The organism is Acinetobacter sp. P1332 (genome assembly GCF_044057475.1).
GTDB classification, from domain to species: Bacteria; Pseudomonadota; Gammaproteobacteria; order Pseudomonadales; family Moraxellaceae; genus Acinetobacter; species Acinetobacter johnsonii.
This window is the reverse complement of record NZ_CP171157.1, coordinates 1,095,375-1,114,969: the sequence shown is the minus strand read 5'-3', so window position 1 is coordinate 1,114,969 and position 19,595 is coordinate 1,095,375. Positions and strand designations below refer to the sequence as shown.

15 protein-coding genes are annotated in these 19,595 nt (G+C 41.8%); 3 read left to right on the top strand and 12 right to left on the bottom strand.

Features of this window, described 5'->3' with window-relative positions:
• Positions 1-30 precede the first annotated feature (30 nt).
• From ACFN7Z_RS05380 to ACFN7Z_RS05360, 5 genes are all read right to left on the bottom strand, one after another.
• A complete protein-coding gene (locus ACFN7Z_RS05380) occupies positions 31-951 on the bottom strand; it encodes a hypothetical protein (protein ID WP_010327118.1) in 921 nt (306 codons plus the stop codon).
• Between the two features lie 215 nt (positions 952-1,166).
• Positions 1,167-2,624 (bottom strand): OmpA family protein, encoded by a 1,458-nt coding sequence (locus tag ACFN7Z_RS05375; RefSeq protein ID WP_010327119.1) that lies wholly within the window; start codon positions 2,622-2,624, stop codon positions 1,167-1,169.
• A 160-nt stretch (positions 2,625-2,784) separates the two neighbouring features.
• Positions 2,785-4,020, bottom strand: coding sequence for a dihydroorotase (locus ACFN7Z_RS05370; protein WP_010327120.1), 1,236 nt, complete (start codon positions 4,018-4,020; stop codon positions 2,785-2,787).
• A 10-nt stretch (positions 4,021-4,030) separates the two neighbouring features.
• Entirely contained in the window at positions 4,031-5,047 is a 1,017-nt protein-coding gene (locus ACFN7Z_RS05365; RefSeq protein ID WP_004696193.1) for an aspartate carbamoyltransferase catalytic subunit, read from the bottom strand.
• A gap of 286 nt (positions 5,048-5,333) precedes the next feature.
• Entirely contained in the window at positions 5,334-5,687 is a 354-nt protein-coding gene (locus ACFN7Z_RS05360) for a hypothetical protein (RefSeq protein ID WP_010327121.1), read from the bottom strand.
• Between the two features lie 231 nt (positions 5,688-5,918).
• Here ACFN7Z_RS05360 and rlmKL point away from each other — a divergent pair, with 231 nt between their 5' ends.
• Positions 5,919-8,123, top strand: coding sequence for a bifunctional 23S rRNA (guanine(2069)-N(7))-methyltransferase RlmK/23S rRNA (guanine(2445)-N(2))-methyltransferase RlmL (gene rlmKL / locus ACFN7Z_RS05355; RefSeq protein ID WP_010327122.1), 2,205 nt, complete (start codon positions 5,919-5,921; stop codon positions 8,121-8,123).
• Positions 8,124-8,246: 123 nt separating this feature from the next.
• On the opposite strand, the gene ACFN7Z_RS05350 is transcribed toward rlmKL, so the two are convergent.
• The 3 genes from ACFN7Z_RS05350 to ACFN7Z_RS05340 all read right to left on the bottom strand — a co-directional run bounded on the left by ACFN7Z_RS05350 (position 8,247) and on the right by ACFN7Z_RS05340 (position 13,153).
• The gene (locus ACFN7Z_RS05350) at positions 8,247-9,533 is read right to left on the bottom strand and encodes a DUF945 family protein (protein ID WP_010327123.1); all 1,287 of its coding nucleotides are present in this window, start codon (positions 9,531-9,533) and stop codon (positions 8,247-8,249) included.
• A gap of 227 nt (positions 9,534-9,760) precedes the next feature.
• Positions 9,761-12,340, bottom strand: coding sequence for an ATP-dependent chaperone ClpB (gene clpB / locus ACFN7Z_RS05345; RefSeq protein WP_010327124.1), 2,580 nt, complete (start codon positions 12,338-12,340; stop codon positions 9,761-9,763).
• A gap of 390 nt (positions 12,341-12,730) precedes the next feature.
• Positions 12,731-13,153: an OsmC family protein gene (locus ACFN7Z_RS05340; protein WP_010327125.1), complete on the bottom strand. Its 423-nt coding sequence runs from the start codon at positions 13,151-13,153 to the stop codon at positions 12,731-12,733.
• Positions 13,154-13,300: 147 nt separating this feature from the next.
• Between ACFN7Z_RS05340 and crp the strand changes: the two genes are divergently transcribed.
• A complete protein-coding gene (crp, locus tag ACFN7Z_RS05335) occupies positions 13,301-14,008 on the top strand; it encodes a cAMP-activated global transcriptional regulator CRP (protein WP_004696183.1) in 708 nt (235 codons plus the stop codon).
• 186 nt (positions 14,009-14,194) lie between these two features.
• Entirely contained in the window at positions 14,195-15,244 is a 1,050-nt protein-coding gene (locus ACFN7Z_RS05330) for an NADP(H)-dependent aldo-keto reductase (RefSeq protein WP_010327126.1), read from the top strand.
• A 125-nt stretch (positions 15,245-15,369) separates the two neighbouring features.
• Here ACFN7Z_RS05330 and ACFN7Z_RS05325 read toward each other — a convergent pair whose 3' ends face one another.
• The 4 genes from ACFN7Z_RS05325 to ACFN7Z_RS05310 form a co-directional block, all read right to left on the bottom strand.
• A complete protein-coding gene (locus ACFN7Z_RS05325) occupies positions 15,370-16,143 on the bottom strand; it encodes a M48 family metallopeptidase (RefSeq protein ID WP_004982314.1) in 774 nt (257 codons plus the stop codon).
• Positions 16,144-16,329: 186 nt separating this feature from the next.
• Complete coding sequence (locus ACFN7Z_RS05320; protein WP_004696180.1) at positions 16,330-16,635, bottom strand: hypothetical protein; 306 nt, start codon at positions 16,633-16,635, stop codon at positions 16,330-16,332.
• A gap of 201 nt (positions 16,636-16,836) precedes the next feature.
• Positions 16,837-18,156 carry an adenylosuccinate synthase gene (locus tag ACFN7Z_RS05315; RefSeq protein ID WP_004696178.1) on the bottom strand — a complete coding sequence of 440 codons (1,320 nt, stop codon included), beginning with the start codon at positions 18,154-18,156 and terminating at the stop codon, positions 16,837-16,839.
• Positions 18,157-18,225: 69 nt separating this feature from the next.
• Complete coding sequence (locus ACFN7Z_RS05310; protein WP_010327127.1) at positions 18,226-19,392, bottom strand: ATP phosphoribosyltransferase regulatory subunit; 1,167 nt, start codon at positions 19,390-19,392, stop codon at positions 18,226-18,228.
• Positions 19,393-19,595 lie beyond the last annotated feature (203 nt).

Below are 19,595 nucleotides of genomic sequence, written 5' to 3'. Positions count from 1 at the left end.
TCTATAAAGCATATTTTCAATGTAGCCCAACTAATTAAACACATTATTTAAATACACAATGCGCTCATTAGTTTTTTGATTAAAGCACTTGGTATATTGCAATTGTTGATCTTGGGCACGTAAAGCATCATCCCAATATTGCGACTGCTTTTGATAGGTTTCTTTTTCACTATCCGTCATTTGGTAGACACTTTTTTGGGAAATCACTTTACAGTCCACATCACGCTTTTCAAACCACTCCGTTTGGTCTTGTTGTAGCTGCTGTTTTTGTTCCTCAGTGAAATTGTCCCAAGTTTGGTTCAGACGTTCCACCACTTTGACTTGGTCAGCGTCCAATTCCTTCTTACGAATATTCATGGCTTTCTGTGCCAGTTCCATCTGCGCAACTTCTTGCTCATTATATTGTTTTATATTTTTCTGTATTTCGGCATTTTCTTTTTCATACGCCGCAAACTGAACCGCATGCTGAGTCACCAACACTACACCATCAATCACACCATTTTGATTCGGTACATTGAGGCTAATGCCTTCTTTATCCGTTTTAATGATGTTATAGCTAAATGCACCTTGTAGCTGATCGTTGTCTAAGTTGAGTGAATATTCCCCCTCTTCTAAGACATCACGCAAAGTACTTTGATAACCGTCCTCACACTCTTCGCATGGACGCGCTAAAAACGCATTTTCAGCACGTTTCTGTAAACCTTTCGGGAAAATCACCACCAACTGACTTTCGCAGTCCAATTGCTTCGCAGTTTCAGGCTTTTCTGTAGTCGTTGAAATCCCTTTAATTTCAAAGCGAATACCGTTATTAATCTGTGTTAATAATTTTTCATCGGCCTCATATTCACGGCTATCACGCAGACGGCGGTCTAGGGCTTTTAAGTATTCAGCTTTTAAATGCGCTTGAATTTGTTCAACGTTGGCAGGAGCCGTACAACTCCAATCTGACATTTCTTGCGGTTCAGCAACCGTTTCTGTTTTATTCTCGGTTCGGTTACAAGCACTTAAAATAAACTGCTCAAGATTAGACTGGCAAAAATTGTTTTCTTCATCATTGTTATAAAACCATAAGGCTGTTGTTTTTCGCAGCGTATTTAACCAAAAAATAAGCTTTTATGCGAGTAGCTATATAAAAGAACCCTGCCGTAGCAGGGTTAAAATATCGTTTAGTTGGCCTTTTCAACACCACGATCATCCACTTCACGCACCACACCCGAGTCTGTATTTAAAACCTCAAACTCAATACGACGGTTTTTAAATTTGCCTTCATCGGTTTGATTATCTGCTATTGGCTTTTCTTGCCCATAACCAATCGCTCTCAACTGCGCAGGATCGACGCCTTTAAAAATTAAATAATCCACCACCGCTTGTGCTCGATTTTGCGATAAAGTTTTATTGACTGCCGCATCTCCCGTTGCATCTGTATGCCCCATCACGGTCAGTTTGACTTGCGGTGCTTTTTGCATCAGCGCTGCGGCCTGATCCAAGATCGACTTATTGACATCAGGTATCGTCGATGAAGCTGTATCAAAGTTAATAATTTGCAAATTCAATGCCGTGGCAACATCTAATGCTCGAACTTGCTCAGGATTAATTTCTGCCAGCGCACGCTCAGCATCACTAATACTGGTATCCACGGCACGATTGACATCCAGTGGTTGCTGCGTCACAACTGTCATATTACGCAGTAAAGGTTTAATTTGATCTGCCACTTTAAGTGCATTGGTTGGATCTTGTGATTGAATCGATAACTGATTGCCAAACCAGGTTAAATTTACATTCGGCACACCTTTCAATGCACTGATTACACTGGGTATCGCATCTTGGTCGATAAATTCAGTGTGATACATACTCTGCATATCGGCACCACAGCCGATGCTGTTATTAAAAATTTGCTTTACTTCTTTTTGCAAAATTTCAACATAAGCCGCATTGGCTGAGAAAATTTGGCAAGTGACCAAATCTCCTGTTGCCCCTGTGATGATTTGAAATTTAGCAGGTTGGCTGGAATTCACATTTGCAGCAGGTGCTGTTTCAGTTGTGGCTTTTTCGGTACAGGCTCTAAAAATAAAAGCAAACAATGCCGCAAAAATAATTAAAGCCAAAACTGGCAGTAAAAATGACCGTTTCTCATCTACTTTTGTAGCATGTACGCTTGCAGGTGCAACATGTGTAGCTTGTCCTTGTAAGATATTTACCCCCAATCCGGCCAGTAATGCAGTTGCCCACTCAGGTAACGCACGACTAATGGAATCTGTGTTGACTTGTAGTAAATGGGAAATCGCTTCAGGTTCTGAAGAGCCTGCCTCTGTGGCTAAAAATGCTAATGCAGGTGTAATCGAACGGCTCAAGGTACTTTCAATTTCATCTGCGGGTGCTGCCCCGCGGACATGCTCCAAAAACTGTTGCTTGAGACTGACATTCGAGGCAAAAGCATCATTGAGACGTGGATTCAACTGCTGCTGAAATGCAGGAATCAGTTCAGATTTTGACTTTAATATAGACAGTAAAATTGGTAAAAAGGATTGAATTGCTTGATTTTTTTCAAGTAAATGTTGTGTATCACCCTCTAAAACAATTGCAGAGACATTTTGTTTTAGTAAATCCATAAAATCGACATTCATGAAGTCTTACCCCACTTTTTCTCATTGTTTTCATCGTCATTTTCCAGTTTATCTGTTCATTTTTTATACTTTGTAAAATATTGTATTTGCATCAGTTTTATCTAGGCCCAATAAAAAAGCCAGCCGAAGCTGACTTTTTAATCCACATTTAATGCAATATTTAAGCTGCAAAAGTTTTTAGAACTTTTCCTTTCACCACTTGATTGATCAAAGGTGTATTTTTACCTTGCGACAAAATATTGTCTTTATTCACAATCCAGTCTAACTCAGGATCAACCAATACCCAGCCTGCTTCAGCAGTCCAACGTTCAAGCATATTGGCTACCGTGGCAGGTGCAATCGTGACTTTTTCGACCCATTCCAAAGGACTAAATAAACCTTCACGTACCAATTGCACACCAAAAGCTACATAGGTATCAAAAGCGGTGATGCCCGGTTGTGTTTCAGCAAATGGTGCCAGCTTTGCCGAACTGCTCAGCGGTTCATGATGCGTACAAATCGCATCGATCACGCCACTTTTCACGCCTTGGCGAAGAAGCTCTTTATCCGACTCTGCACGTAGTGGCGGACGGACGTGTGCAAGTGAGTTGAAGCCATCAATCAGCTGATCTGTTAAATGCAGCTGATGCATCGCCACATCGCATGTGACTGGTAGACCTTTATCTTTAGCGATTTTAATCAAATCAACAGAAGCACCTGTAGACAATAAACCAAAGTGGGCACGAACACCTGTCGCTTCAATCATTAACAAATACTTGGCAATGGCAATGGTTTCGGCAATCGCAGGGATGGTTGGTAAGCCCTGACGCGATGCCACAAAGCCCTCATGGACACAGCCATCTTTGGCAATTTGCGGTTCTTCGGCATAAAACACCACCGTCATACCAAGGCCTGCTGCGTATTCTAAAGTGCGCAGCACCACATCGTCATCTGCAAAAGGCGCACTGGCATTTGAAACGGCTGTACAACCACCCTTTTTGAGACCCGCCATATTTGCAGGTTGCTTACCTTGTAAGCCTTGGGTTTGAGCACCAATCACTTCAAGATAAATGCCGCCATCCAGCATCGCTTTTTCCATCAGACCATGAATCAAAGCACCATTGTCTTGTACAATCGGTTTTGAGTCTGGCGGTGTAAACACATGCAAAATACCATTTTCACGCGCAGCACGACCTTCTGATTTTAATGTCCCGTGCTGTTGCTGACCCGGCTCACGTAGGCGTGCACATAAGTCTACCATGGTCGGCATCAACCACTTGCCTTGACCATCAATTGTTTCAGTGACATTGGCTGTTTCAGCAACCAACTTGCCATTTTCGATATACACCGTTTGAACCGCATCTGTTTGATGAATTGGGTCAAGAACACGTACATTTTCAATTTTTACAACAGTCATGACTTATTCCTTATCCCGCAATCGCGTCTAACAAACCTTGCTCTTGCAGTTGACCTTGCATTGCAAGCGCCAAAACTGCCATACGTACAGCAATCCCATTGGTCACCTGATTTAAAATCACAGACTGTGGACCATCAGCAATACTGGAATCAATCTCTACACCACGGTTCATAGGCCCCGGATGCATCACGATACAATCAGGTTTTGCCATCGCAAGACGTTCTTTGTTTAAACCGTACATTTTGTAGAATTCGGCTTGAGATGACAGCGCAGGCGAATCAATGCGTTCATTTTGAATACGTAAGGTAATAATCACGTCGCAGTCTTGAATCCCAGCTTCCATGTTATTAAATAAACGTACACCTTCACCATATTCATCAAAGCCGTATGGCAGTAGCGTGTTCGGTGCAATTACGCGAATGTCTTTACACCCCAGAGTTTGTAATGCAGCAACATCTGAACGCGCCACGCGTGAGTGTTTAATATCACCAATGATGGCAATTGAAATATCTTCAAATTTCTTTTTGGTTTCACGGCGAATGGTCAGCATGTCCAACATAGCTTGTGTTGGATGCGCATGACGGCCATCACCTGCATTGATAATTGCGACATGCGGACAAACGGTTTGGGCAATAAAATGTGCCGCACCCGACGAAGAATGACGTACTACAAAAATATCCGCAGCCATCGCTTCTAAGTTCCATAAAGTGTCTCTGAGCGTCTCCCCTTTGGAAGTACTTGAACGTGCGATATCGATATTTAATACATTTGCAGAAAGACGCTTTGCCGCTGCTTCAAAAGTGGTACGAGTACGGGTTGAGTTTTCAAAGAAAAGGTTCATTACCGTTCGACCTTCTAAGAGGTTGTTGGTAATCAGCTGATTTTGGTCATTAAAAAAGGACTGCGCGGTGTCCAATATTTTTGTAAGAGTTTCTTTAGAAAGGCCTTCGATGGTGAGGAAGTGTTTGAGATGACCATCTTGGTTGAGTTGAATCTGACTCGGAGTATGCAATGCTGCCAAGTGCATGAGAGATTCCTTGTACGTTAAGTTAACGCATTATACAGATTTTCTTTTTGATTTGGACCTCAGTTTAAAACAATTGCCTTAATTATCATCGGCTTCAAAACTAAGATTATGAAATTCTTATCTATTATTTCAACCAGTTAAATTAAACCATCAAAGGCTAAATTAGCCAAATTCAGAGTTCATCAAATTGCTATAAATATCAATTCCATAGAGTTTCTTATCTCATTTATCCCAAGCGGACATTTAAAAAAGCTCTCTTGCGAGAGCGATCCAACTTTAGCGATTCTTATCGTAAAGCGCCAATATAGTGATGTGACACTTGGGCACGGTAGATTTCTTCTTCAGTGGCATCTAACTCATGTCGTGTCGTGTCGACCTGTTTAGGTTTTTCGATCACGGCTGTTTCTTCATAGTTAAAAACATCCATGACACTGTCTAAACGACTCACCAATCGAATCAGTTCAGCATCTTCTGTACTTAAAGCAAGCTCTGCCATCTGACGTGCGTAACTTGGATTTTCCACCAAATACATCACATCAATTACACGCCCCGATACACGGCGCAGACGTGCATAAAGTAAAGTTGCAATTGAAAAAGCATCAGCATGACTTACAACACCGCGATCTAACTTGGTCGACATATTCATCCCCTTTCAAGTGAAAAATATTTACTAACGATCTATCAGAAATCAGTCAGCAAATTAAACTTGCAAGGATTTAGCAAAATACGTACCAAAAACGTTATTGTTCACATGGTGATTCATTTATTTTGATATTTCCGCTGAGTAGAGGCATATTTAAAAAACCATTCAGAGGCAAAATACGTTAAACTTTAGCAAGTTTATTTTGTTTTATTTTGGTCTCTCAAATTTATGAAAACCGCTTCGCGTTTAAGCAGCTATTGGGTTACGTGTGCCGATGGCTTAGAAACCTTACTCCAAGAAGAATTAGAAGGTTTAGGTGTTCAAAACATTGAACGTTTTCCTGGGCGTTTAGTTTTCAAAGGTACACTGGAACATGCCTATCGCATTTGTATGTGGTCGCGTCTTGCTTCGCGTGTACTCACACCAATTCATGTCCATGAACTGGAATTTAGCCATGACGCACGTGATGTTGCTGAAGAGCTCTATGAAGGTGCAATGAACTTTGATTGGTCGCTAATTTTTGCACCACAAAGCACCTTCGCCGTTCGTTTACATATTGAACGTGAAATTAAGGTGAACAGCCAGTTTGCAACTCTACGTGTAAAAGACGGTATCGTCGATTCATTCATGGAAGCTGTCGGTAAGCGTCCAAGTATTGATATTAAGCATCCTGAAATTACCATTTATGCACTCGCAGGAAAAACTGAACACACCTACTGTTTAGACTTATCTGGTGATTCATTGCATAAACGTGGCTACCGTCGTTATATGACCGATGCCCCAATTAAAGAAAACTTAGCTGCTGCGATTTTACAAAAAGCTAAGCTCCTTGCAAAAAGACCCGATATTTTCCTTGACCCCATGTGTGGTTCTGGGACGTTCATTATTGAAGCATTGATGATGCTGACTGACCGCGCACCTGGTTTAGTTCGTCGTTTCGGTTTCAATGGCTGGAATGGCCATGATCATGATCTGTGGATGAGCATTAAAGCAGAAGCAGCTGAACGCCATCAAACAGCCTTGGAACAACCTCTTCCTAAGTTCTACGCATTTGATGCAGACTGGGAAGCAGTAAAAGCCACCAAGCAAAATATTATTGCTGCTGGTTTTGAACGTGTACTTGACCAGATCCAAATCGAAGAACGGACTTTAGCCGACTGGCCGAACTTTGAAGCCGAAGGAAAAACAGCCTTTATTGTGACCAACCCACCTTATGGTGAGCGTTTAGGTGATAAAGCTTCAAACCGTGCTTTATATTTAGGCTTATCTGCTTTACTGCAAAAGAACTTCCCAAATCAAACCGCAGCAGTTATCGCAGCAGCCGTTGAGCAAGCCGATGTATTGGCGCTGAATGACCCGCAAACCATGCGTTTAATGAATGGTAAACTGCCAATTTACGTGCGTTCAGGTTCAGTTAAACCTGTTGCAGTGATCAAGCCGTTCTTGGAAACATGGCAACCGCAACAGTTTGAAGCAATTGAAGGCGCTGAAGACTTTGCTAACCGTTTACAAAAGAACATGCAGACCTTAAAGAAATGGGCAGTGAAAGAAAACATTCACTGTTTACGTTTATATGATGCCGATCTTCCAGACTTTAACGTTGCAGTCGATTTGTATGGCGAACGCTTACATGTCCAAGAATATGCGCCACCGAAAAAAATCGATCCTGAAAAAGCCAAAAAGCGTTTCAATCTTGCTTTACAGGCAATTCGTGCGGTGACAGGTTTAGGCCGTGATGCGATTTTTATCAAAACACGTGCTCGCCAAGAAGGTAAAACTCAATATACCAAGCAAAGTACTGCTTCTAAGCGTTTTATCGTGCAGGAAGGCAAAGCAAAAATCTTAGTTAACCTAACCGATTACTTAGATACTGGCTTGTTCTTAGACCACCGTCAAATCCGCCTACGCATTGCACAAGAAGCACGTGGTAAGCACTTCTTGAACTTGTATAGCTATACCTCTACAGCCAGCTTACATGCAGCTTTAGGCGGTGCAGTAAGTACCACCAGCGTCGATCTTTCAAATACTTATTTGAACTGGTCTAAAGAGAACTTCGTCTTGAACGGCTTAACGGTCGATCATGCCGATGAACAACATCAGTTCTTTGCCAGCGACTGTTTTGAGTGGTTAAAAGAAGGTCATGAGCAATATGAGCTGATCTTTATTGACCCACCAACCTTCTCAAACTCGAAGAAGTTCTACGGTACCTTTGATGTACAACGCGACCATTTATCCTTGCTCAAACGCGCGATGAACCGTTTAACCACGGACGGTACTTTGTACTTCTCAAACAACTACCGTGGTTTTGAAATGGACGAAGAAATTTTGGCGTTCTTTGATGTCGAAGAAATCACCCAAGAGACGATTGGGCCAGATTTCAAGCGCAATCAGAAAATTCACCGTGCTTGGAAAATTACCCACCCAAAAAACTAATGCACTGAAGATGAAATACCAGCAGCTCTTTCATCTTCGCTAAATTTTGCATTAGACAATTTTCAGATATAAAAAAGGGACGAAATACGTCCCTTTTATTATGTTAGATCATCATATTTTGCATTATTCAGTCAGGAAATTGGTTTGCCCATATTTGTAATCAACTGACATTTTCATGACATTCCCTTCACGTTTCACCTGCCCTGAACTCTGCATCGTCGAAAGCATGCTTTCGATCTCTTGATCAGACATGCTGATGCCTCCTTTTTGCAGATAATTATTCATGATGCGCGAGATCATATTTTTATCAAACTGAATATCTGCTTTGTATTCCATTAAACTCGGCATCATTTTCACCATACCCATCACCGTCGATTGATGACTCGGCATAATACGCCCCGTCACACTCGCTTGTGCAACCCCTTCCCCGATAGCAAATTGGTTCTCTTTGGATTCAAAACGGAAACCTTCATTGATCACTGCCAATAAAGCAGGCTCCATATCTTTTTCCACGGCCTCTTTTGCCAAACAACTGTTTTCACTTTTCGCCAAAATATCAAACAGCGTCTGTAATTTCTGTCGGTTTATATCGAGTACATTAAAATTAAACTGTACGTTTTGGACAGCGGGCGCTGAAGGCATTTTCATTTCATCTAGACGCAATAACATTTCAGTGTTTACAACTCGGTCTGTCAGTTCACTTTGTGTTTCTATACTAAAATTCTTTAGTTCGGCATTGATCGGTTTATTGATATCTCGATCTGACATTTTCAGTAGATCCATCTTAATTTTGGTTTCACCCGCCTCAAGATACTCACCATTCAGCCCTTGGTTACTTTCTAGCTTTAGCCCCACCATTTGCAAATGTATATTTGGATCGGTGACTGTGAGATTCGGAATTTCAAGCTGTAAATCCAGTATCTTTAACTGTTGTTCGATCGGTTTTGCCCGAAACTTTAATGTCATCGGATCTAATCTAGACTGGAGTTGAGCCTCATTGCGGGTAATCACTGGCGTAGTCAAGGTACTATTCAAAGTACCCAACCAATTCACTTTGCTTTGTACTTTAAGTGGTTCCTTCAACAAAGACTGAAGTGCGCCAGGTGCTTGCATAATATTAATATCTGAACGAATCGCATATCCATTCCAACTCCGTTGAATATGATCCTGCCCCTTCAATTGGATCACTTCTTTCGGTTTACATGGGTCTAGTACTAATTCAGCGGTCCAGTTCGCACTGCCATTTAAAGCACCCATTTGAAATTGTTGATATTGCAACTTTAAATCATTCGACTGTTTGGTGCTGTGTTGATAATAAGCCTTCAAACTTTTATCCGCATAAAGATTACCCCCTACTGCGACCACAGCAAGCGTAAGTACGCCTCCAATACCCCACTTCAATTGAGTCATTTCTTCTATCTCAAGTTGTTTGTTTTTTATTAAAATAAATTATAAAGAGAATCTTCAAATAAAGATAATTGTTTTGCAAATAAATCACTTAGATGCCACACCCATCACATAAATGTGAAAACTTAGGTCACATTTTGGCTTAAAAATGTCATCTTTTAACATTTCTATCCCGCAATAAAAAACCCAGCCGAAGCTGGGTTTTTAGTTTCAATGAATCATTTACACAATTAACTCATTTTCACTTTGTCAAAGCTCAACTGACCATCTTGTGCAGTGATCATAATATTGTCTCCAGCCACATAGTAACCCGACAATATTTTTTGAGCTAAGTTGTTTTCAACCTGTTGCTGGATGGCACGTTTCAATGGGCGAGCACCGTAAACTGGGTCAAAACCAGCGTCAATCAATAAGTCAAAGGCTTGATCATCCACCGTTAAGCGCATATCTTTTTCAACCAAACGATCACGTAAACGATCCAATTGGATATCGGCAATACCACGAATTTGCGCTTTTTTGAGTGAATGGAAAACCACTAACTCATCAATACGGTTGATAAACTCTGGACGGAAATGTTGCGCCACGGCATTCATCACCACTGCTCGAACTTCTTCATCCAAAGGATTATCACCCAACTCACGCACATCACTCGAACCTAAATTCGATGTCATGACGATCACAGTATTTTTAAAGTCAACCACGCGACCTTGCGAATCCGTTAAGCGACCATCATCCAACACTTGGAGCAAGATGTTAAACACATCAGGATGTGCTTTTTCCACTTCATCGAACAGCACGACACTATACGGTTTACGACGTACAGCTTCGGTTAACACACCACCTTCTTCGTAGCCAACATAACCAGGAGGTGCACCCACCAAACGGCTGACAGAGTGTTTTTCCATAAACTCGGACATGTCGATACGAATCATGGCATCGTCACTATCAAACAAGAAGTTTGCCAGTGCTTTGGTCAACTCTGTTTTACCAACACCAGTTGGGCCCAAGAATAAGAACGAGCCGCTCGGTCGGTTCGGGTCAGACAAGCCCGCACGCGAACGACGAACCGCATTAGATACTGCAACCACAGCATCATCCTGCCCGACGACACGGTTATGTAAGAACTCTTCCATATGGAGAAGTTTCTCACGTTCACCTTGCATCATTTTAGCCACTGGAATGCCCGTAGCAGCACTAACGACTTCTGCAATTTCATTGTCAGTGACTTTGTTACGCAGTAGTTTTGGCTCTTCTTTTTCCTCAACGACTTCTTCTTCATTGAGACGTTTTTCCAGCTCTGGAATCACACCATACTGAAGACGCGACATTTCACCCAAGTCGTTTTCACGCTGCGCTTTTTGCAACGCAATACGCGCCTGATCTAATTCAGCTTGAACTTGTTTGGTGCCTTCAACTAAGGTTTTTTCAGCTTTCCAAACTTCTTCTAGATCATTGTATTCGTGTTGAACTTCACTGATTTGCTTTTCAAGATGAGCGACTTCCGCACGACTACCTGCATCTTCATCTTTTTTCACTGCTTCAAGTTGCAGTTTCAATTGAATCAAACGACGCTCAAGTTTATCCAAAGCTTCTGGCTTAGAGTCCAGCTCCATTTTGATACGAGAAGCCGCTTCATCAATCAAATCAATCGCTTTATCAGGCAATTGACGGTCGGTGATATAACGATGTGACATTTTCGCTGCTGCAATGATGGCAGAGTCTAAAATTTTCACACCATGGTGCACTTCGTAGCGCTCTTTCAAACCACGTAAAATCGCAATGGTGTCTTCCACACTCGGCTCATCGACCAACACTTTTTGGAAACGACGCTCTAGTGCAGCATCTTTTTCAATGAATTGGCGATATTCATCTAATGTTGTTGCACCAACACAGCGTAACTCACCACGTGCCAGAGCAGGTTTGAGCATATTGCCTGCATCCATCGCACCATCGCCTTTACCTGCGCCTACCAGCGTATGTAATTCGTCGATGAACAAAATGACTTCACCATCCTGTTTAGACAAATCTTTCAGTACTGCTTTTAAGCGCTCTTCAAACTCGCCGCGGTATTTAGCACCTGCAAGCAATGAACCCAAATCTAAGGATAAAACACGTTTACCTTGTAAGCTTTCAGGCACTTCACGGTTAATAATCCGCTGTGCTAAGCCCTCAACAATGGCTGTTTTACCCACCCCTGGTTCACCAATCAACACGGGGTTATTTTTGGTACGACGCGACAAAACTTGAATGGTACGACGAATTTCGTCATCACGCCCAATCACAGGATCTAACTTACCTGCAAGTGCGCGTTCAGTTAAATCAATGGTGTATTTATTCAGAGAATCACGTTGATCTTCATGATTGTTGCTCATGACTTTCTCATCACCTCGAATTTTTAAAATGACTTTGCGTAAGCTGTCTGCTTGTACGCCCACGCTGTTGAGTAGCGTTTTAGTTGCCCCCACTTCGGCCAAGGCTTGCATCACCCAATCGGTAGACAAAAACTCATCACCTGCTTTTTGCGCGAAGCTATCTGCCAAATTCAGTGCTTTGACTGCCTCTGAACTTAAGTTGACGTCTCCTGTAGGATTTGTCAGTGTTGGTGCATCAGCTAGCGCTTGTTTTAATTTGCTTTGTAAAGCAGGTAAATTGGCACCCGCTTGCTGCAACAAACTCAGATTAGAGGTTTCTTCTAACAATGTTGATAAGATATGAATACCTTCAATTGCGGTATGGTCTTTCCCCACTGCAAGTGATTGAGCATCTGAGAGAGCTTGCTGTAAGCGGTTTGTGAATTTTTCAAATCGCATTCTTGTTTTCCTCACAACAAATTTCGAACTTGATGGATATATGGGAACAATTGCTCAAAATTCAATTCAAATTTAATTAATTTTTCTACATTTTAACTTATTTTTCATTAGTTTATCTTAAGAATAAACTCATAAGACTCGGTTATAAGATGGGTCTTATCCGCCTTATTTTCAAGCGCCAACCTAGATTATTTATGTATTAAAGACCACGACGACCTATCAATCCGTGACAACCAAAATCATTTGATCAATTATTAATCAAACAAGCAACGCATTTTTCTATTTATTCGTGTGATGAATTGTGTCCCAGTTTACGGAATCAAAACAAAAGCGTGAAGCATGAAAAAGGCCGATCACTAGATCAGCCTCAAATGACTTAAAAGTCAGCGTTTAATTTGCTTCAATAATCTCAAAATCATGGGTAATTTCAACCCCACCATCCATCAACATTTTGCTCGCAGAACAGTACTTTTCTGCCGATAATTCCACAGCTTTTGCGACTTGTTTTTCCTTCACCGCATGACCCGTAATCACGAAATGTAAGTGGATTTTTGTGAACACTGCAGGGATGCTATCTGCCCGCTCTGCCTTGAGTTCACAGCGTACATCGCTAATTTCTTGGCGTGATTTTTTAAGTATGGTTACGATGTCAAAAGAAGCGCAACCACCCAGCCCTGTCAGGATCAATTCCATTGGTCTTGGACCACGGTTTTCACCCCCATATTCTGGCGATCCATCCATGATAACACTGTGACCACTTTGAGTTTTTGCTTCGAAAGCAACATTCTCTAACCAATGAACAGTTGTTTGCATTGCAAGTACCTAAAAAAAGCTATAGATTGACGAAGTGACTGTACACTAACATAAATTGAGTTGATAAGGAATTTCAGCTCTGACTGTGTGACAAGTTCACCCTAGGTCTGTGCGATCTATATTTTATCCATTTTCGGAACCGTTAGCATGACTTCAAGCTTTTCACAATTAAGCACTGATGCGCTGTCTCCAGGTCAACTCCCCGAGTCAGTCAAAGCATTATTAAAACGCGCATATATTAATCGTTATCCTAAGCGTACCACCATCGTAGATGCAGGCTCAGAATCTAAATCTTTATATTTGATTTTAAAAGGTTCGGTCTCCATTATTCTGCGTGAAGACGATGAACGTGAAATCGTGGTCGCTTATTTAAATGCGGGTGATTTTTTTGGGGAAATGGGTCTATTCGAAGCAAACTCACAACGTACTGCAGAAGTGCGTACCCGTGATGTCTGCGAAATTGCTGAAGTGACTTATGAAAACTTCCATGAGCTCAGCAAACAATACCCTGACCTAAGCTATGCAGTATTTGCACAGCTAGTTCGCCGTTTAAAAAATACCACTCGTAAAGTGACTGACCTTGCATTTATCGACGTTTCAGGTCGTATTGCACGTTGCCTAATCGACTTATCTTCGCAACCTGAAGCGATGATTTTACCAAATGGCCGCCAAATTCGTATTACGCGTCAAGAGATTGGACGTATTGTCGGTTGTTCACGTGAAATGGTTGGTCGTGTTTTGAAAACACTCGAAGAGCAAGGCATGATCGAAACTGATGGTAAAGCCATCTTAATTTTTGATGCCTCTTTAGAAGAGTCAAAAGCGAATGCTGATGACTATGAAGACGAAGAATAAGACTTTTCTCCATAGCTGATACAGCCAAAAGCAAATCTTAGGATTTGCTTTTTTTTATGTCTTTAAATCTGCTTCTGCTTTGACAAAATCATGACAAACTTTGTAAAAATAGTGATTTAACCTACTGGGCATAACTGTTTAACCTAATTCGACCGAAAAAACGCAGTCCATAAAAGGAAATGTTGAATGCAATTTAAACCCTTAGCCAATACAGGCATTTTGGTCCCTGAAATTTGTCTCGGCACCATGACCTTTGGTGAGCAAAACACTCAAGCTGAAGCCTTTGAACAACTTGATTATGCTTTAGCGCAAGGCATTAACTTTTGGGACACTGCTGAAATGTACCCTGTTCCTCCAAAACCTGAAACCCAAGGTGCAACCGAAAGTATTATTGGCCAATGGATTGCCCAGCGCGGCGGTCGAGACAAGCTATTTTTAGCCTCTAAAATTGCGGGGCCATCTCAAGGTGGTAGTCATATTCGTGATGGACAGACTCGTTTTAATGCAAGCGACATTTCTTCTGCCCTAGATGGCAACCTAAAGCGTTTACAGACCGATTATATTGATTTATATCAGCTACACTGGCCACAACGCCCAACCAACTTTTTTGGCAAATTAGGCTATGAAAACAGTGAAGCCCAAAACACGCAAACCGTGACCTCTTTACAAGAAACACTACAAGCATTAGAAGCAGAGATTCAAAAAGGGCGTATTCGTTATATTGGTTTATCTAATGAAACACCATGGGGCACCATGAAGTTTCTACAAATTGCAGAGCAGCTTGGTCTATCTAAATTTGTCAGTGTGCAGAACCCATATAGCCTATTGAACCGTACTTATGAAATTGGCATGTCAGAAATTGCGAAATATGAAGACGTTGGTTTACTCGCTTACTCCCCACTCGCTTTTGGCTATCTCACAGGTAAATTCCGCAATGGTGCACGCCCAGCGAATGCTCGCGTGACGCTTTTCAGCCGCTTTAGTCGTTATAGCAACCCAGAGAGTGAATGGGCAACAGAACAGTATGCACAGCTGGCTGAACATCACGGTTTAACGCCGACGCAACTGGCTTTAGCCTTCATCAAGCAGCAGTTTTTTGTGACCAGTACGATTATTGGTGCGACCAACTTAGACCAGTTGAAAGAAAATATCCAAGCCTTTGAGATAGATTTATCGGAAGAAGTTTTACAGGGTATTCAAGCTATCCATCAGCAACAACCTAATCCTGCGCCATAGATATTTCTTAGTTAGCTGTTCAGGTGAAACACGACTTCACCTGTCACAAATAATTTATACTTTTCAAAATCATCAACTGACATTAAAAAAGGACGCCTTAGCGTCCTTTTTTACTCAAAGATAAATTAACGTCTTTGATTATAAACCGCTTGAGCAGCAGCTAAATTCTTACGCATTGCTTCAATACGTTGACTATTTGATGGGTGTGTCGACAGGAATGAAGAACCGCCTGCTCCATCAAGCTTATTCATTTTTTCCCACAGACTAATTGCGGCTTGAGGGTTATAGCCTGCTTTAGCCATCAACATTAAACCACCTTGGTCTGCACGACTTTCTAAGCTACGTGAGTAAGGCAAACCAATACCAATTTGACTACCTAGCTGCGCTGCTGCTGAACCTGTTTGACCTACACCTGCCGCACTTAAACCAATACCCAATGCCAAATCCGTTAATGCCTGCGCACCCACTTTACTCTTCGAGTGCTCTTCTAAAGCATGCACCATCTCATGTCCCATCACCGCTGCAATTTCAGCATCCGTTAGGTTCAATTTATCTACAATACCTGTGTAGAATACTACCTTACCACCAGGTGCAACATAGGCGTTGACCTGATTTGACTTAAGTACTGCCAACTGCCAGTCAAATTTCGTTCCAGTTTGGTTCATTTGATCGGCATATGGCTTCAAGCGATTGAATACACCATAAATACGCTTATAGGTCGTAGATGAGGTATCTAAGGTCTTTGTGCTTCGCGCTTCATTCACTGTTTTGTTGAAGCCTTGGGTTGCTGCTGCATTTAATGTTGCAGTGTCTGCACCTGCCACTTCCGCAAAAGTTGCACAACCTGAAATGGTAACCACACTTGCTGCACACAAACTCATTAATATTTTATTTTTCATTATTGCTTAACTCCATCCATCTCAAAGCATTTTACATAATGTGCTGAATTATATTGAATAGATTTAAAGTGTTAAATATCATCACCGCGTTTTATCATAGCAATTATGTAAAAATATCTTCACAATTAAGTACAATAAGCCAAATTTCAGCGGTAAAGCCTTATCTACACGCCACCTTAAACCTAGTTACATAAACTGAATTAAAAGCCAATAAACCAAACACAGGATATTTAAACCCAAATACAGGTGGCTTAAAGGTTCAATTTTTTCCTCAAGGGTCGCACTTTTACGCTTTGCAAACAGAAATGCATTTTGGAGCAGAATGATCGGCACCAAGATACAAGCAATAATCACAGACAATCCAATGAGCGCACTATAAATCACGTCTGGATCGGTGGTTTGCCCTTGAATAATCATCATCGCGATTGTTGGCGCACCACCCATAGCAAAAAGTAGTGAGTAAAAAATAGTTCCCGCGATATTCTTTTGCATCCTGCCTGCTCATCTGTTTATTGTGCATTTTATTCTAACAAGCACTTATACACTATGTCGTGCTTATTCATGCAACTTTAGTCGGGAAAATCATTCCAGCTCAGCAGCTTAAATCAATATCTGTAACGCTCATTGTACAGATGGATCGCACAAATAAAAAACCCTGTACGAGACAGGGTTTTTTACTCAATGCTTTATCGTTTAAGCGTCAAATGGATGACGTAAAACAATCGTTTCTTCACGGTCTGGACCTGTAGAAATGATATCGATTGGGCATTCGATTAATTGTTCAATGCGTTTTACATAGTTGATCGCTGCTTGTGGCAATTGATCCATTGATTTCGCACCAAACGTAGACTCAGACCAACCTGGCATTGTTTCGTAAATTGGTTTTAAAGTTTCAAATGCAAGCGCATCAGAAGAACCAACACAACCAGAATCCGCTGCTTCGTAACCTACGCAGATTTTCACTTCTTCTAAACCGTCAAGAACATCAAGCTTAGTTAAGCAAATACCTGAAAGTGAGTTTACGTCTACAGAACGACGAAGGATTTCAGCATCGAACCAACCACAACGACGTTGGCGACCTGTAGAGGCACCAAATTCAGAACCTACAGTCCCTAAGTGCTTACCAATCGCATCACCTACGTCATTTGCAGCGTCATAAACCAACTCAGTTGGGAACGGACCTGCACCTACACGTGTTGTGTATGCTTTGGTAATACCCAATACATAGTCAAGATGTAATGGACCCAAACCAGAACCTGAGCTTACGCCACCAGCAGTCGTGTTTGAAGACGTTACATACGGATATGTACCATGGTCAACATCTAGAAGTGAACCTTGAGCACCTTCAAACATGATGTTGTCACCGTTTTTACGGTAATTATGCAGCTCTGTAGTGACATCAATCACAAGTGGTGCAACCACTTCACGCCATTGATCACACAGCGCAAGTACATCTTCTAATTTAACTGCTTCTACGCCGTAGAATTGTGTTAATTGGAAGTTATGGTACTCAAGAAGTTCAGTTAACTGAGCTTTAAGATGCTCGCCACCACGAACCAAGTCTGCAACACGAATTGCACGGCGTGCAACTTTGTCTTCATATGCAGGACCAATACCACGACCAGTGGTACCAATTTTTGCATTACCACGCTTGATTTCACGCGCTTGGTCAAGAGCAATATGATTTGGCAAAATCAGTGGGCAGTTCGGAGAAATACGTAGACGTTCTTTAACTGGCACACCTTCTTTTTCAAGAATGTCCATCTCTTTGATGAGCGCTTCAGGAGAAAGCACCACACCATTACCAATTAAGCACAGTACGTTTTCACGTAAAATACCAGATGGAATGAGGTGTAATACAGTTTTCTTACCACCAACGACAAGTGTATGACCTGCGTTATGTCCGCCTTGATAACGAACGACCGCAGCCGCTTGATCTGTGAGCAGGTCGACGATTTTACCTTTACCTTCGTCGCCCCATTGGGTACCGAGTACCACAACATTCTTGCCCATAATAGCCTCATTGCATCATGCTGTTAAAATTGAAGAACTTCTCAGGTTTTAGCTTACCTGAAGAAGTGATTAAATTTGTTCTACAGTCCATTGACCTGCAACATTCACCAACTGGTGCGTTGCATATGGAAGCGTAGTTAAATCATCCTGCCCCAAAAGTTGAATCACACTCATACCTTGAGCACGCGTGTGTTCAATCGCTTGGATCAAATCTGTTTGGGTACCTTTGGGTGCAACCACAAGACTGTTTTGCTGAAAACGACCTGCACTGAGTGCATATAAGTCACAACTAAAGCCAGTTGCTGGACGTGCACGCCCAAAGTGCTCACCAATCCCGTCATAGCGTCCACCTTGTGCCAATGGCGCAGCACGGTTTGGTGCGTAAACGGCATACATTAAGCCCGTATGGTAGTGATATGAGCGTAGCTCAACCACATCAATACCCATCTGAAGATTTGGCCAACGTGCTTGAATCTCAGATTGTGTAGTTTTTAATGCATCAAAAGCGTGCTTAAATTCTGCATCGGCAATGACTTCTGCACTTAAATGCGTTTGCAAGGCAGCTAAGTCACTTGCATAACGACCTAAAGTATAAAAGTCAGCACCAAAGTTTAAATCTTGGGTAAATTCAGCCAATTCTGGCAGAGCTTTACGTTGGTATAAATCAGAGAGTTGGCGTTCAGTCGCTTTGTTTAAACCCGCAACCTTCACCATACTACGGAATAAGCCCACGTGGCCTAAATCCAAATGGATACCGTCTGCAAAACCTGTTTTTTCAAGCAGGCTGATCATCACATCAATCAGTTCCACATCGGCATCAATGCTGTCTGAACCAAATAGCTCAGCACCTAACTGCAAAGGTGTACGCGTGGTATTAAAGCCTTGTGGTTTGGTATGTAGGACTGTTCCTGCATAGCAATAACGAGCAACACCTTCAACTGGATGTACATGCGCATCAATACGAGCCACTTGTGGTGTCATATCGGCACGCACACCAAGCAAACGACCAGAAAGCTGATCAATCACTTTAAAAGTGGCTAAGTCTAAATCTTGATTCGATTCTGAAAGAGAAGATAACGATTCGATGTATTCAATGAATGGCGTGTACACCAACTGATAACCTCGATTTGCGAGGAAATCTAATGCTTGACGACGCAAAGTTTCAATCACTTGCGCCTGTTCTGGTAGTACATCAGCTACACCATCAGGTAATAACCATGTCTCTGAAATGGGCATGTTGTAAACCTAAAATCTTGTCTGCGCGGAACGAATCCGCATAAAAAAATCGGGGCACACCCGATTTCTCTTAGTCTATCACGATACAATGTGCTGTGCATTAGACAATTTCGGAAAATTTAATTTATCGTTTCGATGTCATCGTTAACAAGTTTATACATTCTGACCGATTTTGAGCGAGCCATTCAAAACATGTCTTTAGA

Bases quoted from the DNA above. Each gene is read 5' to 3' on its own strand.
- crp (WP_004696183.1), top strand. From the start codon at position 13,301: ATGACTTCAAGCTTTTCACAATTAAGCACTGATGCGCTGTCTCCAGGT.
- clpB (WP_010327124.1), bottom strand. From the start codon at position 12,340: ATGCGATTTGAAAAATTCACAAACCGCTTACAGCAAGCTCTCTCAGAT.
- ACFN7Z_RS05325 (WP_004982314.1), bottom strand. From the start codon at position 16,143: ATGAAAAATAAAATATTAATGAGTTTGTGTGCAGCAAGTGTGGTTACC.
- ACFN7Z_RS05380 (WP_010327118.1), bottom strand. From the start codon at position 951: ATGTCAGATTGGAGTTGTACGGCTCCTGCCAACGTTGAACAAATTCAA.
- ACFN7Z_RS05375 (WP_010327119.1), bottom strand. From the start codon at position 2,624: ATGAATGTCGATTTTATGGATTTACTAAAACAAAATGTCTCTGCAATT.
- ACFN7Z_RS05330 (WP_010327126.1), top strand. From the start codon at position 14,195: ATGCAATTTAAACCCTTAGCCAATACAGGCATTTTGGTCCCTGAAATT.
- ACFN7Z_RS05365 (WP_004696193.1), bottom strand. From the start codon at position 5,047: ATGCACTTGGCAGCATTGCATACTCCGAGTCAGATTCAACTCAACCAA.
- ACFN7Z_RS05360 (WP_010327121.1), bottom strand. From the start codon at position 5,687: ATGTCGACCAAGTTAGATCGCGGTGTTGTAAGTCATGCTGATGCTTTT.
- ACFN7Z_RS05350 (WP_010327123.1), bottom strand. From the start codon at position 9,533: ATGACTCAATTGAAGTGGGGTATTGGAGGCGTACTTACGCTTGCTGTG.
- ACFN7Z_RS05315 (WP_004696178.1), bottom strand. From the start codon at position 18,156: ATGGGCAAGAATGTTGTGGTACTCGGTACCCAATGGGGCGACGAAGGT.
- ACFN7Z_RS05370 (WP_010327120.1), bottom strand. From the start codon at position 4,020: ATGACTGTTGTAAAAATTGAAAATGTACGTGTTCTTGACCCAATTCAT.
- ACFN7Z_RS05340 (WP_010327125.1), bottom strand. From the start codon at position 13,153: ATGCAAACAACTGTTCATTGGTTAGAGAATGTTGCTTTCGAAGCAAAA.
- ACFN7Z_RS05320 (WP_004696180.1), bottom strand. From the start codon at position 16,635: ATGCAAAAGAATATCGCGGGAACTATTTTTTACTCACTACTTTTTGCT.
- ACFN7Z_RS05310 (WP_010327127.1), bottom strand. From the start codon at position 19,392: ATGCCCATTTCAGAGACATGGTTATTACCTGATGGTGTAGCTGATGTA.
- rlmKL (WP_010327122.1), top strand. From the start codon at position 5,919: ATGAAAACCGCTTCGCGTTTAAGCAGCTATTGGGTTACGTGTGCCGAT.